Genomic DNA, 23,044 nt, shown 5'->3' with positions numbered 1-23,044 from the left:
GAGTAAGACGTCGCCGGGCTTTTTTTATTTTCATCAACATTCCTTGGAGCAGCATTCATGTCTGTTCCTTTTTTGTTTTATTAAATCTATATATGCTATAATAATTACAGTAACAAATTTTATATTGGAGGTATGCGAGTGAAATCAGGGATAATTCAGCTTCAAGCACTTACCAAAGAGTCAGCGAGTTCATATCAAGATATTGCTAAATTTATTATTAACAACAAAGATGCAGTTAAGGCAATGCATATTACTCAACTGGCAGAGGCATGTTATACGAGTCCAGCAACAATCGTTAGAATGTGTAAAAAATTAGGGTATAATGGTTTTACTGATTTTAAGCAGGATTTTATTATTAATATGCATAAGTGGGCCTTTGATGAGGAAGAGGTTTATGAGAGAGGCTATATTTATCCAAACAAGGCAGCTGTTGAAATTAGCGAGGTTATTACTAATTTAACGGTTAATGGAATGATTAGAAGCGCACAATTTCTTGATCCGGAAGTTGTTGTTGAACTTGCTAATATATTTTTTACTGCCAGTCGTATTGATTTTTATGGTTGTGGAATATCTAATTTAGTGGCACAAGATTTTTCATATCGTTTTTTGCGTTCAGGTAAAAATACCAGCGCATTTGCTGATTCGCATATACAAATTTCGCAAGCACAGCAATCTACAGCTGATTCTGTGGCAGTTGGTATTTCTTATAGTGGTGAGACTAAAGAAGTCATTGCTGCATTAGAGATAGCTAAACAACTAGGAGCATATACGATATCGTTCACTTCTGAGAATGATAATACGTTAGCCCGGGTAGCTGATTGCAGTATAGCAGTAGCACAGATTGAATATCCTGAGGGTTATGTTGCTGCTGCTTCGCGTATTGAAATGATGCATTTAATGGATATCATTTATTCGGTTTATGCAAGTACGTTTGATGATATTGTTGTGTCAAAAATTACTCGTACAAGACCGTATTTTAAGAATAAGAAAAATAATAATATGGAGTAAAAATCACTTTTCGAAGTGATTTTTTTCTTAGAGCGAAAATGCTTTTCGCTATTCTGCTATTTTCTTGAAGAAAGCGCTTTTTTTCATTATGATTAAATCACAAATGAAAGGAGGCGTCGTAATTGAGTGTAAATCATACGACATATAATCATTTTCCTACAACAAGAGTAAAGGGTGATTTTACGACTTGGACAGGATATAAGGAGATTCTTTTAGCTTTAGCGAATGCAGCGAAAGAATTACATAAAGAGAAGCCAATAATTGCTATTGAGCTTTATCCTGGGGCACGGTTCGCAGAACTGGCAGATGCAATAAAACAATATTTACCTGATGCCAATATTATTTTTGCTGATAACTTCGCTTTAAGCGGCGGAGAGATCCAAGAAAAGTTTAGTATGTTGATTACTGATGACCGGGTTTTTGGGAGAATGGCTGCTATTACTATTGAAGACTATTATGATAAAGATAAACTTCAACTATTGCGGCAAAGCGTTGACGCAATATCAAGCGGTTTAACCATAGTCTTTGGAACCGGAGCGAGTTTAGCTGCTAAGGCAGATATTACCGCATATGTTGATGTGGCACGTTGGGAAATCCAGCAGCGGATGCGTTCTTTGGAGCAAGGCAACTGGAATGATACTAATTTTGATGAAGATATTTTACGTAAGTACAAGCGTGGTTTCTTCTTAGATTGGCGGGCTGCCGATCGGTTAAAGGTTGAGCTTTTTGATACGATTGACTTTTATATTGATGATAATACTTTGAATGAACCGAAAATGTTGAAGTGGTCAGATTATTGTTCAGGTTTAGAGCAATTATTGCAGGGGCCGTTCCGACTAGTGCCATATTTTGACCCGGGTGTCTGGGGCGGACAATGGATGAAAGAGCATTTAGGCTTGGATCAGAGTCGAGAAAATTTTGCATGGGCTTTCGATGGTGTTGCTGAAGAAAACAGCTTGTTGTTGGATTTTGGTGGGGTGCGTATCGAGACGCCGGCAATTAATGCGGTTCTGAAGTATCCGATGTCGTTGCTGGGAGAATTAGTTTTTAGTCGCTTCGGTGCGGAGTTACCAATTCGCTTTGACTTCCTTGATACAATTGGCGGGCAGAATTTAAGTTTGCAGGTGCATCCGGATAAGGAGTATATCAAAAAGCATTTTGGTATGGATTATACACAGGAAGAAAGCTATTATATGCTTGATGCCAAGGATGGTGCTTTGGTTTACCTTGGTGTGAAGGATGGTGTTGATTCAGAAGCTTTGGTGAATGATTTATATGAAGCTCAAAATGGTGATGTTGCTTTTGATGCAGATAAGTATATTACTACATTTGCGGCTAAAAAACATGATCATTTCTTGATTCCATCAGGGACAATTCATTGTTCCGGTACTGATGCAATGGTTCTTGAAATCAGTCTGTGTGCATATATTTTTACTTTTAAATTATGGGATTGGGGTCGTCTTGGCATGGATGGTAAACCAAGACCTGTGCATCTTGATCATGGTAAGAAGGTTATTAATTGGAATCGTTCGCAACAATGGGTTGAAGATAATCTAGTGAATAATTTTGAAGTTCTAGTCGATACTGAGCATCATAAAAAGGAAAAAACCGGATTATATAAAACTGAACAAATAAGAACTGAGCGGGATTGGTTTACTGAATTTGTTGATTATGACAATTCAGAAAAGACCGTTAATATGTTGAATCTGGTGGCTGGTGATAAGGTAGTGGTTGAGAGTGTAGAACATGCATTCGAGCCATACGAAGTGCATTATGCTGAAACATTTATTATCCCAGCGCAAGTGAAAAAATTCAGAATACGAAATATTGGTGAGAGTGAGCAGGTTGCTATCTTACGCGCACGTATTCAGTAAGGAGAATGTGTATGCTTGGAATTTTAGTGACAAGTCACGGAAAATTTGCCGAAGGAATTATTGATTCCGGAACGATGATTGCCGGAGCACAAAGCAATGTTGAAGTAGTGTCACTGACGGCGAGCGGTATCGAGGAGTTTGTCGTTCAGTTGAACGATAAACTCCAGCAAATGAGCGAGCAGTATAGTGAGGTGCTGATTCTTTGTGACTTAAAAGGCGGTACGCCATATAATGAGAGTTTTCGGTATATTTTGACACATGAGGCTGCAGAGCAGATGAAGTTAGTGGCTGGGTTAAATTTGCCGATGTATTTGGAGACGGTATTGGCTAGCGGCAGTATGGCGGTCGCGGAGTTAGCAAAGTTTGCCGTTGAATGCGGGCAGGCGAATATTGAAGTTTTAGATTTTTAAGGAGGAGTGTATATGCCTATATCATTTGTACGTATAGATGACCGAATCATTCATGGTCAGGTAGTAACTCGCTGGGCAAAGTATAAGCCATGCAATGGGATTTTAGTTGTGGATGAAAAAGCAGCTCATGATCCGCTGCAAAAGAAGATACTTGAACACGCGGCGCCTCCGGGTGTTAAAGTCGGGGTTTATACAATTAGTGAGGGTGTTGAAAAAATTGCAAAGGCACTTGCAGCTAAGAATAGTTACTTTTTGATTGTGAATTCACCGATTACGTTGAAGAAGCTGATTGAGGCTGGCGGTGATTTTGGCCATGAGTTGAATGTTGGTCCGATGAGCAGTCGCAGTGAGACGAAACAGGTTGCCAAGAATGTGTCGATTACTGATGAAGAGGCTGAGGCATTTGAGTTTTTGCATAATCATGGGGTGGCAATTACGTTTCAGTTGATTCCTGATGAGAGTGCGACGACTTGGAGTAAAATTAGAGAAGTAAAATAGTTCTTTCTAAATAAAAAAGGAGGTATATGTGTATGGATTGGTTTTTATTAATGCAGGCAGTGTTAATCGGTGTTTTCTGTTATCTTGGATCAGTTTCATCGCCATGGTTGCTTGGTGTTACCGGTGGCTATTATGTTATTGGACGGCCTTTAGTTGCCGGGTTGATTATTGGTATTATTCTGGGTGATATTACGACCGGAATTATTATGGGGGTTGCAGTTCAGGCAGCTTTCATTGCAACAATTTCTACCGGCGGGACTCAGAATTCTGAGATTACTTATGCAGCATACGGCGGGATTGCTTTAGGTATGTTGGCTGGTGCTGATGTTGGGGTTGTGGTTACTTTATCTATTGCTATTGGTGCATTAGGGTTGATTTTACATAACTTTATGATGGTTGAGAATTCATTTTGGAATGATCGGGCGATGCGAGCAGCAGAGCGTGGCGACGCAAGAGGGATTTTTATGAATAATGCGGTTTGGCCGCAGGCAATTAACTTCTTGCTTCGGGTTGTACCAATCGCTTTAGCAATTTACTTTGGTGAAGCTTTTGTTACCCAAGCGTTAGCTATTATTCCGGTACAAGTAATCAGTATTATGAATGTACTTGGTGGCTTATTACCGGCATTAGGAATTGCCTTACTGCTTAATTTGGTTTTGAAAAACAAATGGCAACTTGTCTTTTTCTTGGCAGGATTTGTTTTTATAGTGTTTGCAGTGAAAAATATGATTGCATTGACAATTGTAGCGGCGGTGATTGCTTACTTTATTTTCTTGATTGAGAGTAAGCGAGGCGGCGCGCCACAATTGGAAGAAGATGAGGTGATTTAGTATGGCGAAGTTAACGAAAAAAGATTTACGTAAAGGTTGGCTTTCATGGGCGATGTTTCACCTGTCTTCAATGAGTTTTGAGAAACTTGAAGCCCATGGGTTTGCTCAGTCGATGACTCCGGTTGTTGATAAATTATATAAAGATGATCCTGAGGAAAAGAAAAAAGCCTTAGTGCGGCACTCGGCTTTTTATAACACTGAGCCACAAGTTGGTAGTGTTGTAAATGGAATTATTGCTTCAATGGAAGAAGAACGTGCTAATGGAGCAGAGATTGACGATGAAGTAATGCTGAGTATTAAGACCAGTTTAATGGGACCAGTAGCGGGAATTGGTGATTCAATTCTGCAGGGGATTCTGATTCCGATTTTATTATCAATTGGGATGGGGCTATCAACAAGTGGTAGTCCGTTGGGAATTGTCTTTTATGTTATTGCCTTCTTAGGTATTGTTGGCAGTCTTTCATACTTTTTATATATGCGTGGTTACAAAATGGGTGTTACCGCAATTGATAGTTTGCTTGGAGATAATTCAGAGGCTATCCGTAGTGCACTCAATGTACTTGGGTTAGTAGTAGTTGGCGGATTGGCAGCAATGTTTGTTAGTGTAGTAACGCCATTGGCTATTCCAAATGGTGAAGAATTAATTCAGTTGCAAGCAACTATTGATTCGTTTTTCCCTGGATTATTGGGACTTGCGGCAGTTATGTTCTGTTGGTGGTTAATCTCAATGAAGAAGGTTTCAGCAACGATGGTACTGCTTATTTTACTGGCAGTAGCGATTGTTGGTGTACTTACCGGCATATTATAATTTTAGTATCGATTTTCATATATTTCTGTTGCTTTATAGGATTGTTATTGCTATAATATATAAGGAACTTACTCTAGATGATAATAAGCATTTAGGGCGGAAGGAGAGAAATGAGTTATGAAAAAAGGTATTCACCCAAATTATAAAAAAGTACAAGTAACTTGTACATCTTGTGGGAATGAATTTGAAACTGGTTCAGTTTTAGATGAAATTCGTGTAGATACTTGTTCAAACTGCCATCCATTCTATACAGGACGTCAACGCTTTGTTGCTGCTGATGGACGTGTGGAACGATTCAATAAAAAATATGGCATTAAATCAGAAGAACAAGAATAGTTTTAAAAGACCGATGGTTATCAGCAGTTTATCTGCTGATAACCATTTTCTTTTGACTATATTTTTACCAATAAATCATGTATAATAGAAAAGATGAAAGGTAGGCGATTATATGCACATTGCAGAGAAAGAAATCGAGGTTCGCTATGCGGAAACAGATCAGATGGGTGTCGTTTATCACGCTAATTATTTAGCATGGTTAGAGGTTGGACGCGCTGAATTTGTTAAAGATTTAGGGTTAAGTTATGTTGATATGGAAGCAGCGGGAATTATTTCGCCGATTGTTTCTGTTGAGATGAAATATAAACGTCCTACTAAGTATGGCGATGTGGTGCGAGTGCGTACTCGTATTCACAAATTGAGCTCTTTAGGAGTTACTTATGCGCAGGAAGTTGTTAATCAAGCTGATGAGGTTTGTTTGACAGCAATTATTGTAACTATTTGTGTAAATAAAGAATCTTTCAAACCAATTTCATTCCGCCGTTTATTCCCGGAATGGTTTGCTCGTTATGAAGAGGCTTATCAAAAAGAGGAAGCATAATGTTTGGAATTGGTGCTACATTATGGCCGCTGTACTCGTTGATCGGATTTGCGATAACGATGTACAACATTGGTTTATTGATGTATTTTGCAATATATAATTGGGCTCATGATGCTTTGGAAACCAAGCCCGGAAAGTTGCTGGCAAAAATTTATGTGTGGACATTGGTTTTGCGACTTAAGGTGACGTTTGCAAAGAAGTATGAGATTGATTTTTCACCGTTAGTGATGATGTTCATTATTGGTATTGGTGGTCAAATTATTTTAAGAACAATATTTTGGTATTGGTAAGAAGGAGAAATTGAATTATGCAGTTTGATATGCATGCAGAGGGATGGCTTGAAGTCATTTGCGGCGGTATGTTTGCCGGTAAGACTGAGGAATTAATTCGTCGGGTTACACGGTTACAGTACGCTAAGTGGAAGTTTGTTGTTTTCCGTCCGAAAATTGATAATCGGTACAGTGAGATTGAAGTTGTTTCACACAATGGCAGCAAGATTGAGGCGGTTATTATCAGTGAGGCACGAGAAATTTTAAATTATCTTCCGGATGATGTTGATGCTGTCGCTATTGATGAAGTGCAATTTTTTGATGAGGAAATTATTCCAATCATTGATTACTTAACTGCTAATGGTGTTCGGGTTATTGTCAGCGGTCTGGACATGGATTTTCGTGGTGAACCTTTTGGTATTATGGGGGCGTTGTTGGCAAAGGCTGAGTTTGTTACTAAGTTAACTGCAATTTGTATGAAATGCGGTGCCGCTGCAACGAGAACTCAGCGTATTATTGATGGCCAGCCGGCAAGCTATAATGATCCGATTGTATTAGTTGCGGCAACTGAAAGCTATGAGGCACGTTGTCATGCATGTCATGAGGTGCCGGATAAACCAAGAGCTGATTTTTTAGAAAGGTAAGGTGAAGTTGTTATATGCGTGACCGTTTAGATAGCGTTGAGGCAAGATACAACCAATTAAGTGAATTATTAAGTGATGCTGAAGTACTAAGTGATCCGAATAAACTTCGCACTTATTCAAAAGAGCATTCAGATTTGGCTCCGATTTATGAGGAGTTTATGGTATATAAAGGTGTTTTAGCTGAAATTGATGAGGCTAAAGAGATCCTTGAAAACGAATCTGATGAAGAACTTCGTCAGATGGCCAAAGCCGAATTGAAAGATCAGGAGGAACAAAAGGAAGTTATCGAAGAAAAGCTTCAGATGTTGCTTGTTCCAAAAGATCCAAATGATGAGCGAAATGTAATTATTGAGGTTCGTGGTGCAGCCGGTGGTGATGAAGCGAATATTTTTGCTGGGGATTTGTACCGGATGTATGTTAAATATGCTGAGAGTCAAGGGTACAAAGTTGAACCTTTAGATATGAATGAGTCGGAAGCCGGTGGTTTTGCTCAGGTTTCGTTTTTAGTAAAAGGTAAGGGTGCTTATTCAAAATTGAAATTCGAATCTGGTTCGCACCGGGTGCAACGGGTTCCAGCAACGGAATCACAAGGACGGATTCATACTTCAACGGCAACGGTTTTAGTTATGCCGGAAGTTGATGATTCAATTGAGATTGAAATTAAAGATAATGATATCAAAGTTGATGTATATCGTTCTGGTGGTGCCGGTGGACAGTCGGTTAATACAACCGACTCAGCTGTGCGGATTACCCATTTAGCTACTGGATTAGTTGTTACTTGTCAGGATGGTCGTTCTCAGCATGAGAATAAAGACCAGGCAATGAAAGTATTGAAGGCAAAATTGTATGATTTACAATTGCAAGAGCAGCAAGCAAAAGCAGCCGCAGAACGGCAGTCAAAATTAGGTAGCGGTGATCGTTCAGAAAAAATCCGTACTTATAATTACCCGCAAAACCGGGTGACTGATCATCGAATCGGTTTTACCTTGCAACAACTTGATCGCGTTATGGAAGGTAAACTTGATGATATTATTGATGCCTTGCAAGGTCAGGAATTAAAAGAGAAATTAACAAATAATGCATAAAAATTGGTAGAATATCAAGATAGAAATGCTTATGAAACAGACTGCTTTAAGTTATCTTGGAGCAGTTTTTCTGTCAATATGAGGAGGAAGCAATATGAGTTGGTTGGAACAGTTCTTGCAGACGCCGGAAGATATTTTGGCGACAGTTCTCGGGGTAGCGGTTGCCTCGGCATTGTTAACATCAATCGTAGTTGGCATATTAAAAGGCGGCATTGATTTTTTATATAAAACCTATATAAGAAAATCAAAAATATTTTTGGAGTTAATTGGTAACTACCGGCAATTGGATTTGACCGGTGATGATACGGTTTACCGCGATCCGATTACCGAAGATGTACTGCCTAATCCATATGTGACTGGTTATTTTTTCCGTTCGTCACTGTATGTGAAGTATCGCGGGATTAATTTAAAGCGGGTTGATGTGGTCATCAAGACCGCGCAGCATAAATACCGCGGCGAGCTGATTTGGTCAGATCAGCTGGCGCTCTTGGAGAACCAAGAGGGGCGTGCCGGGCGGATACTGACTGCTGAGAGTTTAAATTTTATTAACTATTTGGAGCAGGATTATGCAACCGCTTTTTATGTGTGTATTGGCGCTAAGGAAAAAATTACTGAACCATGGGAAGAGTTCAGATTTTATTTTCATGATTTTAATCGCAGTACCATGAAGGCAGTAATAAAACGCGATGATATTGATCCATATAATTTTACTTGGCGCTTTGTTGAGCCAAAGGAATATAAAACCATCCCTAAACAACCGCGTTTTGGTGATGAAACTTAGAAAAGCGGCTGGCTGCGACCGAGCCCGACGCTTTATCATTTTTTTAGAGGTGAAGGTATGCTGATACGTGAGGTATTAAGTGAGGCAAAAAAGCAATTGGCGACGGTAAATGGTGATGAGCATATTGCAAGAATTCTTTTGATGGATATTTTGCAGATTGAGAGTTACCAGCTGTGGGCTGATTTGGATACTGAGATGAGTGATAGCGATTATCAAACGTTTACGGCAATGCTGAATCGTTTTGTTGTGAATCATGAGCCGGTGCAATATATTGTCGGGTTTGAGTATTTTTGTGGGCGCAATTTGATTGTGAATGAAGATGTGCTAATTCCTCGCCCAGAAACCGAGGAATTAGTTTATAAGGTTCTGGAAACAATTGATGATTACTTTGAAGATTATCAAGCTTTGGATGTTGTTGATGTCGGTACCGGCAGCGGAGCTATTGCCGTGAGCGTAGCGGCGGAGGAACCGCGAGTGCACATGTGGGCGAGCGATATTAGTGAGGCCGCGGTGGCGGTAGCGAAGCGGAATGCCGCGGAGTTTGCACCGGGTGTTGAATTTTTGCTTGGTGATATGACGACGCCGTTTATTGAAGCGGGGTTGAAGTTTGATATTTTGTTGTCGAATCCACCATATATTCCTGACGAAGAAACGGTTGATTCGCTGGTAAAAGAAAATGAGCCGCATGTTGCTTTGTTTGGTGGTAATGATGGCTTGCGTTTTTACAAGCAGATTTTATCGACGGCAAGCAGTTTGTTGAAGGAACGTAGTGTGCTGGCATTTGAGATTGGTTTTGATCAGGCTGAGCGTTTGGTTGCGGTTGCAAGTGAGCACTTTCCTGATGCAATTATTCGCGTGTTAAAGGATATAAACGGCAAGGATCGGATGTTGTTTGTTTATAATAATATTGAACTAATTGGTGATGCAGATGCTGACGCGTAGTGTAGAAAGTTTGATTACCGAATTGCGCAGTGGCAATCCGGTAATTATACCAACAGATACGGTGTATGGCTTTGCAGCGAGTGTGGCGCAGCCGGAAGCGGTTGATGCGGTGTATCACTTGAAGCAACGACCAGCGGAGAAGGCGCTGATTTTGTTTGGTGCTGATGTTGAGGCGTTGCGGCCATATGTTGCTGAGATTCCCGAGGCTGTTGAGCAGTTGATGGCACATTTTTGGCCAGGGGCGTTGACGGTTATTTTGCCGAAGAGTACCGCGGTTCCTGAATATGTAAATGCTGGTCTTGATACGATTGCACTACGTATTCCGCAGAGTGAGCTAGTGACAAGGATTGTGGCTGAGACCGGGGTTTTGGCGACAACGAGTGCTAATCGCTCGGGAGAGGCGCCGTTGCCGACGGTGGCTCTCCTTGATTCGACCTTTCCGGATGTTATGATTTTTGATGAGGAGCTGGCTGGAAACGGGATGGCTTCGACGATTGTTGAATGGCGCGATAGTGAATTTCTCTTCCATCGGATTGGCGCGATTAGTAAAAAGGATATTGGAGATGTTCTTTTGCGGAATTATTAGTTGGTTTTTGGTATAATTAGTTATTATGTGAAAGGTGGAGGTTCTTATGAAGATTGCGCTTGGTGCTGATCATGCAGGAGTTGAGTTGAAAGCTGAGGTTATGCAGTTATTGGATTCAATGAATATTGAGTATAGTGATTTTGGGACAGATGGCAGTGAATCAGTTGATTATCCTGATTATGCGAAGCCGGTAGCAAAAAGTGTTGCTGCGGGTGAATATGATTTAGGAATTTTAATTTGCGGTACTGGTATTGGTATGAGTATTGCTGCCAATAAGGTGCATGGGGTGCGTTGTGCATTGGTGCATGATGTGTTTACGGCGAAGGTAACTCGTGAGCATAATAATAGTAATGTTTTGGCTATGGGTGCCCGGGTTATCGGTATTGATTTAGCTAAGATGATTGTTGAAACTTGGGTAAGCAGTGAATACGAAGGCGGCCGCCATGAGCGACGTTTGCAGAAGTTGGCTGAAATTGAAGCAGAATATTAAAATCAGACTGTGGAGAAACGCCGCATCCGTACGAAGTACCCTGTGTGAAGCTTTTTCGACGCAGCTTTGCTGCTAGTCCCTTGTCGGAATCAGTCTGATAGACAGTACTTTAATGAAATTAGTTACAATATATTATAGTTTGGGAGTTTGATAAAATGAAAGATCAAGTCATTGAACAAGCAATAAAGAATGAGTTGCATCGCCAACAATGGAGTATTGAGTTAATTGCTTCAGAAAATTTTGTTAGTCGTGATGTTATGGAAGCACAAGGTTCGGTTATGACCAATAAATATGCTGAGGGGTACCCGCACCGTCGTTATTATGGTGGTTGTGAGTATGTTGATGTGGTTGAGGATTTGGCTCGTGACCGATTGGCAGCTTTATATGGCGCGGAGCATGCTAATGTGCAGCCGCACTCGGGAAGCCAGGCTAATATGGCAGTTTATATGACGGTGCTTGAACATGGCGATACGGTGCTAGGAATGGATTTAGCACATGGCGGCCACTTAACGCATGGGCATCCATTGAATTTTAGCGGTATGTCATATAATTTTGTTTCTTATGGTGTTGATGCCGAGACTGAGCATATTGATTATGCTGTTGTTCGTGAAGCTGCATTAAAGCATAAACCGAAGTTGATTGTTGCCGGAGCCAGTGCGTATTCAAGAACAATTGATTTTGCTGAGTTTCGTAAGATTGCTGATGAGGTTGGCGCGTATTTAATGGTAGATATGGCTCATATTGCCGGTCTTGTGGCTGCGGGAGTACATCCAAGTCCGGTACCGTATGCTGATTTCGTTACTTCTACTACCCATAAAACATTGCGCGGCCCTCGTGGCGGGATTGTTTTATGTAAGGAGCAATTCGCCAAAGATCTTGATCGGATTGTCTTCCCGGGTATGCAAGGTGGTCCGTTGATGCATGTTATTGCGGCGAAGGCGGTGGCTTTCGGTGAGGCGTTGCAACCAGATTTTATTACGTATCAAAAACAGGTGGTGGCTAATGCGATTGCTTTTGCTAATAAATTTATTGAGCTTGGCGTTCGGGTTATTTCAAACGGGACCGATAATCACTTGTTGATGATTGATGTAAAAGGTCATTATGGTATTTCTGGTAAAGATGCGGAAGCGCGCTTAGATAAGGTAGGTATTACTGCCAATAAAAATGCGATTCCTTTCGACGAGGAGAAACCATTTGTAACAAGTGGTCTTCGGGTTGGAACTCCGGCGATGACGACACGTGGATTTAAAGAAGCAGAGTTTGAGCATGTTGCGGTATTGATTGACAAGGCCCTTAAAATGGAGGATACCCTTGAAAATATTATGGCAGTACGCACCGAAGTGAAAGAATTGTTGGAGAAATTTCCGTTATATGTTGACTAGACAATAACTGATTTCAATTAATGTGACAAAAATGCTATTTTCGAATAGCATTTTTATATTGTACTGCTTTTCTTTTTATGGGATTTTATGCTACAATATAGTTAAACCAGAATAAAAGGAGTAAACTCAATATGTCAAATGTTTTAGTATTCGATCATCCATTAATTCATCATAAATTAACATTAATCCGCAATAAAGAAACGACAACGAAGTCTTTTTATGAGACAGTAAATGAAATTGCCGGTCTGATGGCATATGAAATTACTCGTGATTTAAAATTGAAAAATGTTGAAGTGGAAACACCAATTATGCTTTCTACCCAAAAAACATTAGCACAGGATGTAATTATTGTGCCAATTCTGCGTGCTGGATTAGGCATGGTTGATGGTATCAGAACTTTGATTCCTAATGCTAAGGTTGGGCACATCGGTATTTACCGTGATGAGGAAACATTTGAAGCAAAACAATATTTTGCTAAGTTACCGGAAGGCCTTGATCAAGCAATGGTGTTGCTTGTTGATCCAATGCTAGCCACCGGAGTTTCAGCGGTAAAAGCAATTCAAATTTTAAAAGATAATGGCGCACAGTCAATCAAGTTAGTTTGCATGGTTGGTGCACCGGAAGGTGTTGCGGTTATCCAGGAAGCACATCCGGATGTTAATATTTATTTAGCAGCTTTAGATGAAGGATTAAATGATGCCAACTATATTGTTCCGGGTCTTGGTGATGCCGGTGACCGTTTGTTTGGTACAAAATAAGATATGTAAACACTGCTTTGACTCAGGGGATAAACTGAGTCAAAGCTTTTGGTCTATATGGAGGTTAAAATAGATGACAAATAACCTAGCATGGTATATTACTCAATTTGGTCTTTATCTCGTTGCTATTTGCGCATCGTTTTATCTTTTTCAGTTTATTGATTTCAAGAAATTTATGCGTCCGGGAACGGAGCCGCGGGTTATTATATTTATTCATATATTCGTTTCAATTGCGTGCGGATTTCTTGTAGGAAATTTTCTGATTGCAATTTTCCAGATCGGTCAGCAGATGGCCGGCTTAGTATAAACACGGAGGTGTTAATATGAGCAAAATACTTGTTCATGGCGGAAAAAAATTAAATGGTGAGGTTGAAGTACAAGGCTCAAAAAATGCTGCGTTGCCAATTATGGCAGCAGCACTTTTGGCTGAGGGCGGTGTCAGTGAGATAGATAATGTCCCTGACATTACAGATGTACAGGTGATGAGCGCAGTTTTAAATAATTTAGGGGCGCGGGTATTGTTTGCTGACAATGTATTGACGATTGATGCCAGTAGCACGGAGCTATCAACTGAACCACCGGCAAAGCTGGTTGGTCAGATGCGCGCCGTTATTTTGGTAATGGGTGCGTTACTAGCAAGATGCGGAGAGGTGTCGATTGCGATGCCTGGTGGTTGTGCAATTGGCAGTCGGCCAATTGACTTGCATTTAAAAGCATTGAAAGAATTAGGCGCAGAAATTAGCCTTGATTATGGCATTATTCATGCCCGGGTTGAAGGTAAATTAAAAGGTGGATTCATCAATTTGGATTTCCCAAGTGTTGGTGCAACTGAAAACGCAATGATTGCAGCCAGCCTTGCTGTTGGTGATACGGTTATTGAAAATGCGGCTAAGGAGCCGGAAGTTGTTGACTTGGCAAATTTCCTGAATCGTATGGGTGCTGATATTAAAGGCGCTGGTACGGAGCGAATTGAAATTAGCGGTGTGGAGCGACTTGCAGGTGTTTACCATGAGGTGATTCCTGACCGAGTTGAGGCGGCAACCTATTTGTTAGCGGCGGCGGCAACTCATGGTAAAGTAAAAGTTGATGGCGTTATTCCTAAGCATTTACAAAGCTTACTGGCTAAGTTACGTGAAATGGGTATTGCGATTGCTGAAAATGGTAATTCAGTTACTATTGATGCCAGTCAACCTTTTAAAGCTACTGATATTAAGACAGCGCCATATCCTGGTTTTCATACTGACACTCAGGCACTTATTTTACCGGCATTGTTGGTTGCTGATGGCACAAGTATTATTGTTGAATCGGTGTTCGAAAATCGTTTCGTTCATATTGAAGAATTTGTTCGCAGTGGCGCGCAAGTTCAATTGAATGGGAATATGGCGGTTGTTGAAGGTGGCTTCCCGCTTACCGCAACAACAATGAATGCTGAAGATGTGCGAAGTGCAGCGGCGTTGGTGATTTTAGCGCTGGTTATTGATGGCGAAAGCGAGATTGATGGCGTTGAGCATATCGAGCGTGGTTATGAGAATTTGTTTGGCAAGCTTGCTGATTTGGGTGCAGAGATTGAAGCAATTGTTGAATTTTAATAGGAATGGGAAAGAGACTAAGTGCGACATTTAGTCTCTTTTTATTTTTCTTATGAAGTCGATAACAAGAACTATTTTCTATTTTAGAAAACGCTTGCATAGATTGGGGCGATTTGTTATAATGAGGGTAACTTGGAAATATATGTCTTGGGATTGTAACTGTTCATTAGTGATGGGCAAAACCCGGAAAGTATTGAGAGACTTTAATTTGTCTTGATTACTTTTTGGGTTTTTTATTTTGTTAATAGGGGGATTTTTAAGGGGGGGGATTGCCAATTTGCAGGGTGTTGGTAATCGTGTTTGCAACCTGAAATAGATTTTTCAAGTATTTACAAACTATTTTATGTGTTGAGAGGATTTTGTATTATGAAGAAAATGTTCAAATTATTTGCAGCACTCACTTTATTATTTTCAGTGACGTTTGCAAAAGTGTTAGTTGTCGATGCTGGTTCGGACGAGGTCACTTTTTATATTGTTCGCCATGGTAAAACGATGTTGAATACAACTGATCGGGTACAAGGGTGGGCAGATGCACCGTTGACACAGGCTGGAGCAGATGTTGTTGCTCAGGCAGGGTATGGTTTAAAGGATATTCAGTTTGATAAAGCGGTCAGCAGTGATTCTGGGCGTGCTGTCGAAACTGCAAATCTGATTTTGGCAGAGAATGAGCAGACTAGACCAAGTTTAGAGACTGACTGGCGTTTACGTGAATTTAATTTTGGCCATTATGAGGGTGAAGAAAATCCGGTAATGTGGAATGATATTGCGGCTGCCGATGGTAAAACGATGGAAGAGTGGATGACAACAATGACACCGGAATCGTTTGCTAATGGCGTTGCAGCGTTAGATGCTGATTATATGGCGGCTAATCCGGGGATAAACAACTGGCCGGCAGAAGATTATGCAACAATTGCTGCCCGGTTAAAAGCGTCAATGGATGCAATTGCTGAAAGCCAAAGCCAGAATGGTGGCGGTAATGTATTGATTGTTTCGCATGGTTTAAGTATTGGAGCATTATTGAAAGATATTGACCCTAGCGCTAGCTTGCCAGCTTCAGGATTAAAAAATGCCAGTGTAAGTAAAGTGACTTACAAAGATGGTCAATATACAATTGAAACAATTAATGATTTAACTTACATTCAAGCAGGACAGGCAGCAGAAGTTACTGCTCCGGCGCTGGGAAGTGTAAGTCCGGTTGCACCAGTTGACTCTGCTAATGAAGTGGTTATTTACATTGTGCGTCATGGTAAAACAATGTTAAATACAACTGACCGGGTACAAGGTTGGGCTGATGCCCCATTAACACCTGCAGGAGAAGAGGTTGTTAATTATACCGCAGCAGGTTTACGCGATATTGATTTTGTTTCAGCGTATAGCAGTGACAGTGGCCGTGCAGTGGAAACCGCAAATCTTATTCTAGCCGGTAATCGTAATACTGCACCAAGTTTAGAGACTGATTGGCGCTTGCGTGAATTTAATTTTGGTACTTATGAAGGTGATTTAAACCATACTATGTGGAATGATATTGCTGCCGCTGATGGTAAAACGTTGGAGGAATGGATGACAACAATGACACCGGAATCGTTTGCTAATGGTGTTGCTGCACTTGATGCCGAACGTCTGGGGGCAGGCGGTGAATATGCCGGTATGCAAAACTGGCCGGCTGAAGATTATACTACCATTCAAAACCGTTTAACCGCATCGCTGAATATGATTGCCAATGAGACTGCGCTTGCTGGTGGCGGTAATGTTCTATTGGTTTCACATGGCTTAAGTATTGGTGCTTTACTTGCTGAGATTGCTCCGGATGTGCAATTACCGGCTGGAGGCCTAAAAAATGCTAGTGTTACCAAGGTTGTTTTCAAAAATGGTCAGTACAGTGTTGAAGCTGTAAATGATACTTCATACACAACTGAGGGTCAAAAGATGCAATCACAATTTGCGCTTACATATAATCTCAATGGCGGAACAAGTACACAACCAGAAACTGAATCAGTTTACTATGCTTCACTGGCAACAAAAGTGGCTGATCCAGTAAAGGATGGTCACACTTTCTTGCATTGGAATACGGCTGAAGATGGCAATGGTGACATTTGGGATTTTGATACAACAACAATGCCATTTGCAGAAGTGACGCTTCATGCGCAATGGCAAGTGAATGCGACTGATGCAACAAATACAAATACTAATTCGAATACGTCAACACTACCAACTACTGGTTTACCACTTTTCGAAGCCGGAGTTTTAGGATTGATAATAATAAGTGCAGGAATTTTCTTGATTAAAAAGAAAAGATAGTTGGGGAAGGTTTAAAAAGCCGCGGGGAGTGCCCGCGGCTTTTTCTTTTTTCACTTATAAATATGTGAAGTTGAATTTATTTGATGTCCTATGTTATAATATGAAAGATGTTACAAGGAAACGAGGAATTGTTCAATGGCGAAAAAGAATGTAGAAATCTCATCGCGGAAACAAAAACGTAAAAAAAATAAACGGCTACCAATTATTATTGGCATGGTTGTAGTTATATTACTTGGAGTAGGTGGCTACTTTGTTTGGCAAATGTTTAGCAATCCGACACCGCCTACGACAGGATCAACAAATAACAATGCTAAAGTATTAACTGAACAGCAAAAAGCATATTTGGCGAGCTATGAGAAGTTGAAACCATTCAGTGGTACCGAAGAAGAAGCACAGCTGGCAATGCAAAACTTTGTCGTTCAATTTTTTACCCTTTCAAATGTAGAAACATTGGAACAAATGGGTGGTTTAGATTTTATTATGCCGGGAACGGTTGATGAATTTAAAGTCAATGCCAGCGGAACCTATTTATTCCGTCTGGAAGAATTAAAAGAAATGTATGGGTTAGCAAACTTACCGACAGTAGACACGGTTACTATTAATGAAGGAACCCTGGAAGCAACGGAAAGCTGGGTTAATCAGGGTGACAAAAATTATCCGGGTTACAAAGCTACGGTAACAATCACATACGCTAATCCGGAGTCAAGTTCAGCTAACAATCTTACTGACAGTTTTCCAACTCAGGTAAATATTACTGTATTTTATGACAGTGAAGCCGGAGCATGGTATGTTTACGAGACAAATGTTGTATAAAATGAAAATCCCCACATTCCAGATGCGGGGATTTTTTAAAGCGGCGGCCAATGATTTGGCCGCCGCTTTTTTCTTATACAGAAACTTTACCTTCTAATTTCTGTTCGGCTTCAGTTAATTTATCAAGTGCCGGTGTATCTAAGCCAATATCAATATGGCGACGGAATTGTCCGATTTGTTTGGCTTTAATTCTTGGTGGTGTCTCTTCGGCGTTAATTTTATCAAGATATTCTTTAATCAGTTTATCAAGAAAAGCATCGTATGCTTGATCTTTTACTTTGCCGGTTTGTGATGCATGTGCTGATTCATCAACCAGTTCTTTAATTTTGAGAACCGGAACTTGCATAACATTTTCCAGATTAATTTCTTCACGCATCAATTTGGTGAATTTTTTATAGCGGTTTTTGACTAACCAAGTTGGAACTGCAAGGATTAATGTGATTACAATAAGTGTAACCAGAAACCCAACACCTAACATACCATCCATGTGAAAAACTCCTTCAGTAATATATATCTAATTGTAGTATAACATAATTTACTACTGCGGCAAACCGGATTTTTATGAAAATCCGGTTTGCCGGCTCGGGCGCAGGCAGTAAACTTTTTTGGCAATTTAATATCTTTTTTAGCGGTTTTTGCGGTATAATAGTAGTAACTAATCTGAATATGGAGGCGAGCACATGAAAAAGGTAGTTATTATCAGTGATACCCATTTTCAAACAAAGTATATTACGGCAGTTAATAAGTTGCATAGTGATGCCGATTTGTTCATTCATTGCGGTGATTCTCAGCTTGAGGTTACCCATCCTGAGCTGGCTGGTTATGTAAAAGTAAAAGGAAACAATGATTTCGGTGATTATCCTAAATTTGCTGTGACCGATCTAGGGAACGAACGGTTCTTTGTTACGCACGGACATTTGTATAGTATTGAGTTCGGACCTGATGTGGTTGTACAGGCAGCCCGTGAACAAGGTGCAACGATTGCATGTTACGGTCATACTCATGTACCGGTTGCCGAGGTGGTAAACGGGGTTTTGTGCATCAATCCTGGCAGCACTTCATTTCCCCGAGGGAAAGTAAGGGTTGGCAGTTATGCAATTTTATACTTAGAGGACGATGGCAGTCGCCGGGTTCGTTTTTATAACAGTAATGATCATACTGATATTACTGATGAATTGCTTTAGACGTTAGATAAAGGAGACATAATAATGCCATTACATGTTGTTTTATTTCAACCGGAAATTCCACCAAATACCGGTAATATCATGCGGACCTGTGCTGCGACCGGAACAAAGCTGCACTTAATTGAGCCGCTTGGCTTTTCCTTAGACGAAAAGTATGTGCGTCGGGCAGCAATGGATTACTACCAGTTTGTTGATTATACGGTATATCCGGATGCCGAAAGTTTCTTTGCGCAAAATCAAGGAAGTTTTTATATGCTCAGCCGTCATGGCCGTAAAACGTATGATCAATTTAATTATGCGGATGTTGAAGAAGATATTTACTTCTGCTTTGGCAGTGAAAGTTCAGGAATTCCAAAGGCGATTATTCAGCAACACTTGGATACTGCTTTGCGCATTCCTATGAATGAGCATGTACGTTCACTGAACTTGTCAAACTGTGCAATGTTGTTAGTATTTGAAGCTTTGCGCCAACAAGGTTTTCCGCACTTGTCTTTAGTTGAGCCGGAAAGCCAAAAGGGTTATGATTGGATTGTAACGCCGGAGTCAGAGTAAATGAAAACGCTTCACACAAGGTACTAGCGCAAGCGCGTCGGAAATCGTAGGAAGCTGGTAAAAATTTTGATTGAGCGTATCCTAAAATACGTGATTGAGCGATTTTTGCTAGATTGCATAGATTGCGAGCGTTTTACTTTATTCTGGAGTAAATGAGAAAGCGGGTGGTTCCTAGGAACCACCCGCTTTTTGTTTTAATATAAAAATTGAAGTCGGTCAGGAATTTCATTGATAACTTCAGTTGCCAGCACTCGATCTTTTTCAATTGAGAGCCAATCGCCACAAGCTCCATGTAAGTAGACACTTGCGATGGTTGCTTCAAGACTGGCATATTGTTTCGCGGTCATAGCAGCGATGATGCCGGCTAGCACGTCTCCCATGCCGGCACTTGCCATTGCTGCGTTGCCGGTTGTATTGACATAGGTAGTGATGCCGTCACTGATGATGGTTTGGTAACCTTTTAATGCCAAGATGACATTATATTTTTTAGCAAACTCACGAGCGACGTCAATGCGGTGGCTGGAAATCTCGTCGATTTCCAACCCGGTGAAGCGCGCGAATTCATGAGCGTGCGGGGTGAAGATGACCGGATAGCTGAAAGTGGTTAGCAGTTGTGGCTGCTTGTGAATCAGGGTGAGGGCATCGGCGTCAACAATTATCGGGCAGGTTGCCTGGGCGAAGATGAGCTCAAGCAGAGCGAGCGATTGATTGGTAATGCCAAGGCCTGGGCCGATGAGGATGCTTGAGGCCCGTTTGATGTCAACTTGCAGGTTGTTGATATCGGTGTAGGCATGGCTCATGATTTCCGGGTTGCGTAGCGGGACGAGGTTAGCGAGTTCTGGGTGGGTATAGAGTGAAACTAAACCGCAACCACTTTTGAGTGCTGCCTCACCGGCGAGAAGCGCCGCGCCGATAGTACCAACATTTCCAGCAATGATAAGGGCATGACCGAATTTATATTTATGGTCAGTGATTGACCACTGCTTTTGTTTAAGGATATCGCTGATATCATCTTGATCAATATATTGTGCCTCAATTTTATCTTGGTAATAAAGTTCAGGAATATCTAAGCTCTCAATACTAATTTCATCTTGACCAAAGGCAGTTAAAAAATGAGTATTGGTGAAACACTTTTTAGCAGCGATAAAAGTAACAATATTAGTTGCAGTAATTATTGTCTCATCGTTGGCATAGAAGGGAAAATCAAATGCCAAAGTTTCTAACTGCACCCGGTTGATAACTTGAATGAGTTGTTTAACAAATAGAAATTCATCCTGGGTTTTCGGCAATGTAGCCAAAGCATCAACAATTAAATGGGTTTCCGCGATCACAGCATGCAAATCTTGCAACTGGTTTACATTGTTCAACAAATAAATATGTGCTTTTTGTTCTTCGAGAATTTGCAGGAAAGCTTCAGTTTCTTCGGTGAGCGAGCTCGCCCGAACAAACAAAATCAAGTCTTTATTTGCTCGTGAAAGCAGATAAGCAACAGCTGCACCTAATGTACCAATCTGGCTGCCATCAATGAAGAAAGTGATACGTTGTGCTGACTCGGGAATATATGAAATCAGATGTTCAGCCGCTTTTAAATAAAAAGAGGTTGAGTCGGTTTTAGTTGTTGTAAGATAGTTTTCAATAATTCCGGAAACATTTTGTTCGTCAATTATATACATAGAAATCATTCCTTTCACTCTGTACTCATTATTGTAACAGATTACTATATTTTGCGAAAGGACAGGATACTGAAACTTGCTTTCAGTGTTCTGTCGAAAATTTCTCCCAAGAAATGAGCATTACACATTGTTATTTTCTATGAAATTGCTTACAATAAGGGAGAAAGGAAGTTGAAGTTTTATGGAATATGTACAAATAAATAAAGATATCCAGTTTTCGCGGATTATTCATGGTATGTGGCGTTTGCTGGAATGGGATTTAAGTATTGATGAATTGGCGCGCTTTGTTGAAGAGTGTCTGGAAATGGGTGTAACAACTTTCGATACCGCTGACATTTATGGTGGTTTGATGGTGAACAGTCGTTTGGGTGAGCTGTTTGCGTCACGGCCGGATTTGCGTAATCGGATTACATTGATTAGTAAAGCGGGAATTAAGATTCCGGTTCCTGAGAGTGGCTATACGATTGGTCATTATGATTCTTCTTATGATCATATCGTTCACGTTGTTGATGACACTTTAGAACGTATGAATATTGAGAACTTAGATGTTCTGTTAATTCATCGTCCTGACTTATTGATGGATGGTCGCGAAGTTGCCCGCGCCTTTGCTGATGTAAAAAAGGCCGGAAAAGTTCGCGCCTTCGGGGTTTCAAATTTCTATGTGCCACATTTTGAGCATTTGCAAGAATTTTGCGAAGAGCCATTGGTGACGAATCAAATTGAGGTCTCACCGGTTTGCTTCGAACATTTTAAAAATGGTATGATGGATTATTTAATGCAGCATCAAATTCATCCAATGATTTGGTCACCGCTTGCCGGCGGCAAAATCTTCACTTCCAATGAACCGAAGTATGTTGCATTACGCGATACTTTGAATAAAATTGCTGCCGATCATGGCACTTCTGCTGATGCGATTGCTTATGCTTGGTTGTTGAAACATCCGGTAAAAATGATGCCGATTGTTGGTAGCGGGCGTATTGGCCGGGTAATGACGGCGGTAGACGCTTTAGATATTAATTTGACTCAGGAAGAATGGTATCGCATTGCTATCGCTTCAGGTGATTACGAGGTTATTTAAAAAGTTGAAAAAAGCAAGCTCTGCTTTGGGGAGCTTGCTTTTTTAGTTGTTTCTGCTAGAATATAATGACTATTAATTCGTGGAGGTGCGGCATGAAAAAGATTTGTATTATTGGGCCGAGTGGTGCGGGTAAGTCTACATTTGCTAGGCGATTAGGAGCTGCTTTAGTTATTCCGGTTTTTCATCTGGATCAGATGTTTTGGCGAGAAAACTGGCAGTCTATTGGCAAAGATGCGTTGCTGGATGACTCGAAAGAAGTTATGACCACTGAATCAGCGTGGATTATTGATGGTAATTATGCGGATTCATTGCCATTGCGACTGGAATACGCTGATACAGTTATTTTTCTTGATTTCCCGCGACGAATTTATTTTCCGAGGGTGATTAAGCGATATTTTCAATATCGTGGCCGGACACGCGAAGATATGAGCGCCGGTTGTGAAGAGAAACTGGATTTAGAGTTTCTGACATTTGTTTGGAACTTTAAGCGTGAATCGCGGCCGCGGGTTATCGCGGCGCTGGCGCAGAGCAGCTCGGAGTTTGATTTGATTGTATTGAAAAATCCACGGCAGGTTCGGGAGTTTTTGGGTCTGTTAGTAAAGTAGAATATAAAAA

The 23,044-nt window shown here is 40.8% G+C and carries 27 protein-coding genes and 2 pseudogenes; 27 read left to right on the top strand and 2 right to left on the bottom strand.

Features of this window, described 5'->3' with window-relative positions:
* Nucleotides 1–138 precede the first annotated feature (138 nt).
* The 23 genes and pseudogenes from FEZ08_RS07495 to FEZ08_RS07385 all read left to right on the top strand — a co-directional run bounded on the left by FEZ08_RS07495 (nt 139) and on the right by FEZ08_RS07385 (nt 17,942).
* Entirely contained in the window at nt 139–1,008 is an 870-nt protein-coding gene (locus tag FEZ08_RS07495) for a MurR/RpiR family transcriptional regulator (RefSeq protein WP_138191101.1), read from the top strand.
* A gap of 122 nt (nt 1,009–1,130) precedes the next feature.
* Nucleotides 1,131–2,882 carry a class I mannose-6-phosphate isomerase gene (locus FEZ08_RS07490; protein WP_138191100.1) on the top strand — a complete coding sequence of 584 codons (1,752 nt, stop codon included), beginning with the start codon at nt 1,131–1,133 and terminating at the stop codon, nt 2,880–2,882.
* Between the two features lie 11 nt (nt 2,883–2,893).
* Nucleotides 2,894–3,292, top strand: a complete 399-nt coding sequence (locus FEZ08_RS07485; protein WP_171014989.1) for a PTS sugar transporter subunit IIA — start codon at nt 2,894–2,896, stop codon at nt 3,290–3,292.
* Nucleotides 3,293–3,304: 12 nt separating this feature from the next.
* Nucleotides 3,305–3,790 carry a PTS sugar transporter subunit IIB gene (locus tag FEZ08_RS07480; RefSeq protein ID WP_138191098.1) on the top strand — a complete coding sequence of 162 codons (486 nt, stop codon included), beginning with the start codon at nt 3,305–3,307 and terminating at the stop codon, nt 3,788–3,790.
* 32 nt (nt 3,791–3,822) lie between these two features.
* The gene (locus tag FEZ08_RS07475; protein ID WP_138191097.1) at nt 3,823–4,620 is read left to right on the top strand and encodes a PTS sugar transporter subunit IIC; all 798 of its coding nucleotides are present in this window, start codon (nt 3,823–3,825) and stop codon (nt 4,618–4,620) included.
* A gap of 1 nt (nt 4,621) precedes the next feature.
* Entirely contained in the window at nt 4,622–5,428 is an 807-nt protein-coding gene (locus FEZ08_RS07470) for a PTS system mannose/fructose/sorbose family transporter subunit IID (RefSeq protein WP_138191096.1), read from the top strand.
* 117 nt (nt 5,429–5,545) lie between these two features.
* The gene (rpmE, locus tag FEZ08_RS07465) at nt 5,546–5,764 is read left to right on the top strand and encodes a 50S ribosomal protein L31 (RefSeq protein WP_138191095.1); all 219 of its coding nucleotides are present in this window, start codon (nt 5,546–5,548) and stop codon (nt 5,762–5,764) included.
* 112 nt (nt 5,765–5,876) lie between these two features.
* On the top strand, nt 5,877–6,305 hold the full coding sequence (locus tag FEZ08_RS07460; protein ID WP_138191094.1) for an acyl-CoA thioesterase: 429 nt from the start codon (nt 5,877–5,879) through the stop codon (nt 6,303–6,305).
* Nucleotides 6,305–6,595, top strand: a complete 291-nt coding sequence (locus FEZ08_RS07455) for a hypothetical protein (protein ID WP_138191093.1) — start codon at nt 6,305–6,307, stop codon at nt 6,593–6,595. The genes FEZ08_RS07460 and FEZ08_RS07455 overlap by 1 nt, the downstream gene beginning before the upstream one ends.
* A gap of 17 nt (nt 6,596–6,612) precedes the next feature.
* Complete coding sequence (locus FEZ08_RS07450) at nt 6,613–7,218, top strand: thymidine kinase (protein WP_138191092.1); 606 nt, start codon at nt 6,613–6,615, stop codon at nt 7,216–7,218.
* Between the two features lie 14 nt (nt 7,219–7,232).
* Nucleotides 7,233–8,303, top strand: a complete 1,071-nt coding sequence (gene prfA / locus FEZ08_RS07445) for a peptide chain release factor 1 (protein WP_138191091.1) — start codon at nt 7,233–7,235, stop codon at nt 8,301–8,303.
* Between the two features lie 94 nt (nt 8,304–8,397).
* The gene (locus tag FEZ08_RS07440; protein ID WP_138191090.1) at nt 8,398–9,084 is read left to right on the top strand and encodes a hypothetical protein; all 687 of its coding nucleotides are present in this window, start codon (nt 8,398–8,400) and stop codon (nt 9,082–9,084) included.
* A 57-nt stretch (nt 9,085–9,141) separates the two neighbouring features.
* Nucleotides 9,142–10,026 carry a peptide chain release factor N(5)-glutamine methyltransferase gene (gene prmC, locus FEZ08_RS07435; protein WP_138191089.1) on the top strand — a complete coding sequence of 295 codons (885 nt, stop codon included), beginning with the start codon at nt 9,142–9,144 and terminating at the stop codon, nt 10,024–10,026.
* Nucleotides 10,013–10,612, top strand: a complete 600-nt coding sequence (locus tag FEZ08_RS07430; RefSeq protein WP_171014988.1) for an L-threonylcarbamoyladenylate synthase — start codon at nt 10,013–10,015, stop codon at nt 10,610–10,612. The genes prmC and FEZ08_RS07430 overlap by 14 nt, the downstream gene beginning before the upstream one ends.
* A 46-nt stretch (nt 10,613–10,658) precedes the next feature.
* Nucleotides 10,659–11,102 carry a ribose 5-phosphate isomerase B gene (gene rpiB / locus FEZ08_RS07425; protein WP_138191087.1) on the top strand — a complete coding sequence of 148 codons (444 nt, stop codon included), beginning with the start codon at nt 10,659–10,661 and terminating at the stop codon, nt 11,100–11,102.
* A 155-nt stretch (nt 11,103–11,257) separates the two neighbouring features.
* Nucleotides 11,258–12,484 (top strand): serine hydroxymethyltransferase, encoded by a 1,227-nt coding sequence (glyA, locus tag FEZ08_RS07420; protein WP_138191086.1) that lies wholly within the window; start codon nt 11,258–11,260, stop codon nt 12,482–12,484.
* Between the two features lie 131 nt (nt 12,485–12,615).
* Nucleotides 12,616–13,242, top strand: coding sequence for a uracil phosphoribosyltransferase (gene upp, locus FEZ08_RS07415; RefSeq protein ID WP_138191085.1), 627 nt, complete (start codon nt 12,616–12,618; stop codon nt 13,240–13,242).
* A gap of 73 nt (nt 13,243–13,315) precedes the next feature.
* Nucleotides 13,316–13,549 (top strand): DUF1146 domain-containing protein, encoded by a 234-nt coding sequence (locus FEZ08_RS07410; RefSeq protein ID WP_138191084.1) that lies wholly within the window; start codon nt 13,316–13,318, stop codon nt 13,547–13,549.
* A 16-nt stretch (nt 13,550–13,565) separates the two neighbouring features.
* Nucleotides 13,566–14,831 (top strand): UDP-N-acetylglucosamine 1-carboxyvinyltransferase, encoded by a 1,266-nt coding sequence (gene murA, locus FEZ08_RS07405; protein ID WP_138191083.1) that lies wholly within the window; start codon nt 13,566–13,568, stop codon nt 14,829–14,831.
* A gap of 366 nt (nt 14,832–15,197) precedes the next feature.
* Nucleotides 15,198–15,980: pseudogene (locus FEZ08_RS12705) on the top strand (histidine phosphatase family protein); the annotation flags it as partial.
* A 72-nt stretch (nt 15,981–16,052) separates the two neighbouring features.
* A pseudogene (locus tag FEZ08_RS12700) lies at nt 16,053–16,757 on the top strand (histidine phosphatase family protein); the annotation flags it as partial.
* The gene (locus tag FEZ08_RS12695) at nt 16,758–17,129 is read left to right on the top strand and encodes an InlB B-repeat-containing protein (protein WP_138191108.1); all 372 of its coding nucleotides are present in this window, start codon (nt 16,758–16,760) and stop codon (nt 17,127–17,129) included.
* 135 nt (nt 17,130–17,264) lie between these two features.
* Nucleotides 17,265–17,942, top strand: coding sequence for a hypothetical protein (locus tag FEZ08_RS07385; RefSeq protein ID WP_138191082.1), 678 nt, complete (start codon nt 17,265–17,267; stop codon nt 17,940–17,942).
* Between the two features lie 73 nt (nt 17,943–18,015).
* Here FEZ08_RS07385 and FEZ08_RS07380 read toward each other — a convergent pair whose 3' ends face one another.
* Nucleotides 18,016–18,429, bottom strand: coding sequence for a hypothetical protein (locus tag FEZ08_RS07380; protein WP_138191081.1), 414 nt, complete (start codon nt 18,427–18,429; stop codon nt 18,016–18,018).
* Between the two features lie 193 nt (nt 18,430–18,622).
* Between FEZ08_RS07380 and FEZ08_RS07375 the strand changes: the two genes are divergently transcribed.
* Together FEZ08_RS07375 and FEZ08_RS07370 are read left to right on the top strand one after the other, a co-directional pair.
* The gene (locus FEZ08_RS07375) at nt 18,623–19,126 is read left to right on the top strand and encodes a YfcE family phosphodiesterase (RefSeq protein ID WP_138191080.1); all 504 of its coding nucleotides are present in this window, start codon (nt 18,623–18,625) and stop codon (nt 19,124–19,126) included.
* A gap of 24 nt (nt 19,127–19,150) precedes the next feature.
* Entirely contained in the window at nt 19,151–19,678 is a 528-nt protein-coding gene (locus tag FEZ08_RS07370) for a tRNA (cytidine(34)-2'-O)-methyltransferase (protein WP_138191079.1), read from the top strand.
* Between the two features lie 194 nt (nt 19,679–19,872).
* Here FEZ08_RS07370 and FEZ08_RS07365 read toward each other — a convergent pair whose 3' ends face one another.
* Entirely contained in the window at nt 19,873–21,351 is a 1,479-nt protein-coding gene (locus FEZ08_RS07365) for an NAD(P)H-hydrate dehydratase (protein ID WP_171014987.1), read from the bottom strand.
* 181 nt (nt 21,352–21,532) lie between these two features.
* On the opposite strand from FEZ08_RS07365, the gene FEZ08_RS07360 reads away from it, so the two are divergent.
* Nucleotides 21,533–22,429 (top strand): aldo/keto reductase, encoded by an 897-nt coding sequence (locus FEZ08_RS07360; RefSeq protein ID WP_138191077.1) that lies wholly within the window; start codon nt 21,533–21,535, stop codon nt 22,427–22,429.
* A 92-nt stretch (nt 22,430–22,521) separates the two neighbouring features.
* Nucleotides 22,522–23,034 (top strand): P-loop NTPase family protein, encoded by a 513-nt coding sequence (locus FEZ08_RS07355; RefSeq protein WP_138191076.1) that lies wholly within the window; start codon nt 22,522–22,524, stop codon nt 23,032–23,034.
* Nucleotides 23,035–23,044: the final 10 nt, after the last annotated feature.

It is taken from the genome of Culicoidibacter larvae (assembly GCF_005771635.1).
GTDB classification, from domain to species: domain Bacteria; phylum Bacillota_I; class Bacilli_A; order Culicoidibacterales; family Culicoidibacteraceae; genus Culicoidibacter; species Culicoidibacter larvae.
This window is presented reverse-complemented; position numbering and strand designations above follow the sequence as displayed.